The sequence below is a fragment of the Microbacterium sp. B19 genome (genome assembly GCF_000333395.1).
Taxonomy (GTDB): Bacteria; Actinomycetota; Actinomycetes; order Actinomycetales; family Microbacteriaceae; genus Microbacterium.
The window spans coordinates 1-4834 of sequence record NZ_BADA01000132.1; the positions used below are offsets into that span (position 1 = coordinate 1).

At 68.5% G+C, this 4834-nt stretch carries 5 protein-coding genes and 1 pseudogene; 4 read left to right on the forward strand and 2 right to left on the reverse strand.

The features are described from left to right. Nucleotides 1-848, forward strand: an 848-nt coding sequence (locus tag I5G_RS20690; RefSeq protein ID WP_036326392.1) for a glycosyltransferase, incomplete at its 5' end; no start/stop codon positions are given. Nucleotides 849-886: 38 nt separating this feature from the next. Here the strand turns inward: I5G_RS20690 and I5G_RS20695 are convergent. Further along, nucleotides 887-1810, reverse strand: coding sequence for an NAD(P)-dependent oxidoreductase (locus I5G_RS20695; protein WP_022878066.1), 924 nt, complete (start codon nucleotides 1808-1810; stop codon nucleotides 887-889). A gap of 185 nt (nucleotides 1811-1995) precedes the next feature. Here I5G_RS20695 and I5G_RS20700 point away from each other — a divergent pair, with 185 nt between their 5' ends. The 3 genes from I5G_RS20700 to I5G_RS04945 are packed head-to-tail and all read left to right on the forward strand — an operon-like array spanning nucleotide 1996 to nucleotide 3445. After that, nucleotides 1996-2364, forward strand: a complete 369-nt coding sequence (locus I5G_RS20700) for a DUF3099 domain-containing protein (RefSeq protein WP_022878067.1) — start codon at nucleotides 1996-1998, stop codon at nucleotides 2362-2364. Further along, nucleotides 2361-2567: a hypothetical protein gene (locus tag I5G_RS04940; RefSeq protein WP_022878068.1), complete on the forward strand. Its 207-nt coding sequence runs from the start codon at nucleotides 2361-2363 to the stop codon at nucleotides 2565-2567. Before I5G_RS20700 ends, I5G_RS04940 begins: the two co-directional genes overlap by 4 nt. Then, a complete protein-coding gene (locus I5G_RS04945; RefSeq protein WP_022878069.1) occupies nucleotides 2564-3445 on the forward strand; it encodes an SURF1 family protein in 882 nt (293 codons plus the stop codon). The genes I5G_RS04940 and I5G_RS04945 overlap by 4 nt, the downstream gene beginning before the upstream one ends. 25 nt (nucleotides 3446-3470) lie before the next feature. On the opposite strand, the pseudogene I5G_RS20705 reads toward I5G_RS04945, so the two are convergent. After that, a pseudogene (locus tag I5G_RS20705) lies at nucleotides 3471-4834 on the reverse strand (ABC-F family ATP-binding cassette domain-containing protein); the annotation flags it as partial.

Below are 4834 nucleotides of genomic sequence, written 5' to 3' on the forward strand. Positions count from 1 at the left end.
CGATCGAGTCGCAGACTCTCGCTCCCGCGAAGGTCCTCGTGATCGACAACGCATCGACCGACGGGACGGCCGCCTACCTGGCCGAACGCTCCTGGTCGCTGCCCTACGAGATCGTCACGATGTCGAAGAACTCCGGTGGAGCCGGCGGATTCGCCGAGGGCATGGTGCGCGCGTATGCCACAGGTGTCGACCACGTGTGGATCATGGATGACGACTGCTACCCGGAGCCGGACGCTCTGGATGCCCTCGTCCGTGGTTTCGATGCGGCCGTCGACGAGCTCGGGGCCGACGTTCCGTTCGCCTGCTCCGTGGTGAAGTTCGTGGACGGAACCATCTGCGAGATGAACAACCCGGTTCCCACGTGGGATTGGGCGCGCCTGTTGGTTCGCGGTCAATCGAACGTGATGGTGACGGCATGTTCGTTCGTCAGCGTTCTCATCCCGCGGTGGGCGATCGCCGAGTACGGTCTTCCCTACCGGGACTACTTCATCTGGTTCGATGACCGCGAGTACACGCTTCGCCTGACGCGGCGTTGCCCGGGCGTGCAGGTCATGGACAGTGCGGTGATCCACGACATGGGCGACAACCGCGGCGTGAACTTCAGCATGGTGGATGCCAAGAGCGCGTGGAAGTTCGCCTACGGAGTGCGTAACGAGGCCTCGTACCAGTTGCACCACCGGGGCGTGCTGTACTACCTCGAGTTCGTTGCGCGCCTGATGGTGAGTTTGCACCGGGGACGTGTCTCGCTCCCGCTCCGCCTCAAGCTTCTCGGCAAGAGCCTCCAGGGAATCGCCTTCAACCCGCGTATCGAGTATCCGGAGCCCCGCCGCGAGGCCCTCGAGGCGTAGACCGTCACCGTCGGGTCCTGAACCGCGCGGGGCGCGGGTCAGGACCCGACGTAGTCGCGCAGACCGGAAAGACCGTCGGTCGGGACGAACCCCGTCGCTTCGATCTTGGTGAGCGAGAGCGCACTGTTGCTCGGGCGGGGTGCGACGACTCGCTCGGCCCCGGCGAAGTACTCCGCTGTCGACGTGTCGACGACGAGGGACGGATCGGCTCCGAGTGACCGAAACACCTCGCGCGCGATCTCGGACCACGCCATCACATCACCGCTGCTGGAGATGTTGTACGCGCCGTACGGGGCCCGGACGTCTACCAGATGCTGGATGGCTCGAGCGATGTCCGTAGCGAAGGTCAGCCGGCCGCGCTGATCGGCGACGACACGCGGGGACACCCCGCGACGCGCGAGGTCGGCCATGGTCGTGACGAAGTTGCGTCCGGTGCCCACGACCCAGCTCGCGCGCAGGATGTAGTGACGCGGAGCGGTCGCGGCCGCGAGGTCGCCCGCGGCTTTCGATTGGCCGTACACGCCGAGAGGGCTGAACGACGCGTCTTCGTCGTAGAACCCGTCCGCCGTCCCGTCGAACACATAGTCGCTGGAGATGTGCACGAGGGTGATGCCATGGGTCGCGGCGACGGATGCGAGGCGCGATACCCCCGTGGCGTTGGCCGCCCACGCCTCGACACGGCCCGCGGGCGTCTCCGCGTCGTCCACGGCGGTGTACGCGGCCGCGTTCACGATCACGGAGTAGTCGCGCCATGCACGTGCGCCGGCCAGGTCGGGGTCGCTCAGATCGAGATCTGCGCGGGTCGCATACTCGACGGACGCGTCGTGTGCATAGACGTCGCGGAGCGCTCGTCCGACCTGTCCGCTTGCTCCGACGACGAGAATCCGCTTTCCCGCCATGGGGATGACATCGGCGAGTCGGGGATGACCGTGATCCTTCGCGCTGATCTCCGACTCGGACAAGGGGATGGGCCAATCGATGGCCGCCGTCTCGTCCGCGAGATTGAGGAACGTGTACGCGGCGTCGGGGGACCAATGATCCGTGACGAGATACGTGTAAGCCGTGTGGATCGCGGCGAGCCAGTCGTCTCGATACGGCGCCTAATCGCGTCCGGCCCGGGCCGGACGGGCGTACCCTTGAGTTCACCGTGAAGACATCGCCCCGTGCCCAGTCAGCGACGTCGCTCCCGCAGGCCCCGGGGGACGACGCCGGTTCCCGCTTTGCCAAGTACATGGTGATGATGGGGATCCGCGTCGCGTGCTTCGCGGCGATGGCTCTGGTGACGCCGTACGGGTGGTACACGTTCGTGTTCGCCGCCGGGGCAATCTTCCTGCCCTACCTTGCGGTGGTCGTGGCCAACGTGGGCCAGGACGCGAACGTGCCCGAGGCTGTGAACCCCGAGCGCATGATCGAGGCCGCACCCACGACGCCCGCCGCTCCCGCGGCCGACGCCCCGACCGTCATCCGCATCGCCGAGACCCCGCGCCTCGAGCAGCCGCGCGACGACCGGTCGTGATCGACGAGTCCGTCGACTGCTCCCGAGCAGGTTGCCGGGCCGCCGCGGTGTGGGCGATCCGGTGGCGCAACCCGCGGATCCACGCCGCGGATCGCCGCAAGACCTGGGTCGCGTGCGACGAGCACGTCGGCTACCTGCGCGAGTTCCTTCGGGCCCGCGATTTCCCCGTCGAGGTCGTCGCGCTCGCGGGTGATCCGGCGTGAGCGCCCGCACGATGCCGCCGGCGGCCCGCTGGGCGATGTACGCCGGGATCGCCGTCCTGTTCGCGATCGCGTGCGGTTTCCTGTCGCACTGGCAGTTCTCCCGCAACGCCGACCGGTCCGAACAGCTGCAGCTCGTCGCCGACAACTACGACGCCACACCGGTGCCGCTCGGCGAACTCCTCGCTCCCGGTGCCGACCTGGCCCCCGGCGACGAATGGCGTCCTGTGCAGCTGACGGGGCAGTACGAGGCCGATAAGGAACTGCTCGTGCGCAACCGCGCGCACGCGGGATCCGCCGCGTACGAGGTGCTCGTGCCGTTCCGCCTCGACGACGGCCGGATCTTCCTCGTCGATCGCGGATGGCTCCCGCCCGGCGAGCGTCAGGCGCAACCGGATGCCATTCCGGCACCCCCGAGCGGGCAGGTCGAGATCGTCGTGCGACTGCGTCCGGGTGAGGCGGCACCGTCGTCGGAGCGCACCACCGAGCCGGGTCAGGTGCCCACCATCAACCTCGGACTCGTCGCCGACCAGGCCGGCCCGCTCGAACAGGGCGCGTACGGTCTCCTCGCGTCGGAGAGCCCCGCACCCGCCGACGCCCCGGCGGCGGTCGACCCACCCGACAACGACCCGGGTCCCTATCTCTCCTACGCCATCCAGTGGATCCTGTTCGCGATCATGGGCTTCGGGTTCTTGGTCTACGTCATCCGGAGCGAGCGCCGCATCCGTCGGGAAGAGATCGAGGACGCTCTCGAGCGCGGCGAGGAACCGCCCGCCCCGACACCGCGCACGAAGCTCGACCCGGTCGCCGCGCACCGCGACCGCAAGCGTCCCCGTGACGACGACGCCGCCGACGAGGACGCCCTGCTCGACGCGCGGTGAACCCGGGCTGGACGTGCGCTGATCGCTATGCCAGCGTCACCAGGTCCGCGTAGTCGCGGCCCCAGATGTCTTCCACCCCGTCGGGGAGGATCAGCACGCGCTCGGGGTTGAGGGCCTCGACGGCACCCTCGTCGTGCGACACGAGCACGACCGCGCCCTCGTAGTGCGCCAAGGCGCCGAGGATCTCCTCGCGCGAGGCGGGGTCGAGGTTGTTCGTGGGCTCGTCGAGCAGCAACATGTTCGCCGATGACACCACAAGCGTCGCGAGCGAGAGACGCGTCTTCTCGCCGCCCGAGAGCACCCCGGCGGGCTTGAGCACGTCGTCGCCGACGAACAGGAACGAGCCGAGCACCTTGCGCGCCTCGGTCGCCGTGATGTCGGGGGCCGCGGACATCATGTTGTCCAGCACCGACCGGTTGACGTCGAGGTTCTCGTGCTCCTGCGCGTAGTAGCCGATCTTCAAGCCGTGCCCGGGCTCGAGCTGGCCGGTGTCGGGCTGGTCGACGCCCGCGAGGATCCGCAGCAGCGTCGTCTTGCCTGCACCGTTCAGGCCGAGGATGACGACGCGCGAGCCGCGGTCGATCGCGAGGTCGACGTCGGTGAAGATCTCGAGAGAGCCGTACGACTTCGACAGCCCCGACGCCATGAGCGGCGTCTTGCCGCAGGGAGCGGGCTTGGGGAACCGGAGCTTGGCGACGCGCTCGTCCTGACGCACGTCGTCGAGACCGGAGAGCATCTTCTCGGCGCGCGCGACCATCTGGTGCGCGGCGGCGGCCTTCGACGCCTTGGCGCCGAAGCGCGCGGCCTGCAGCTGCAGCGCGGTCGCCTTCTTCTCGACGTTGGCGCGCTCCTTCTTGCGGCGCTCCTCGTCGGCCACCCGCTGGCGCAGGTAGTTCTTCCAGTTCATGTTGTAGACGTCGATGACCTGGCGGTTGGCATCCAGGTAGAAGACCCGGTTCACGGTCTCGCCGACGAGCTCGACGTCGTGCGAGATCACGATGAGGCCGCCCTTGTAGCCCTTGAGGAACTCGCGCAGCCACACCACGCTGTCGGCATCCAGGTGGTTGGTCGGCTCGTCGAGGATCATCGTCTGCGCGTCCGAGAACAGGATGCGCGCGAGCTCGATGCGACGACGCTGACCGCCCGACAGGGTCTTGAGGGGCTGGTCGAGGATACGGTCCGGCAGCGAGAGGTTGTGGGCGATGGATGCCGCCTCGGCTTCGGCCGCGTACCCGCCGGCCGATTCGAATTCTTCCGTGAGCCGGGCGTACTTCTTCATCGCCTTCGCGGCGACCGCGGGGTCGTCGTCGCCCATGGCCATCGAGGCGGTCGTGCATGCCCAGGGCGAGAGAGCCCAGGCCGCGGGAGTGGAGGATGCGGGTGCGCGCG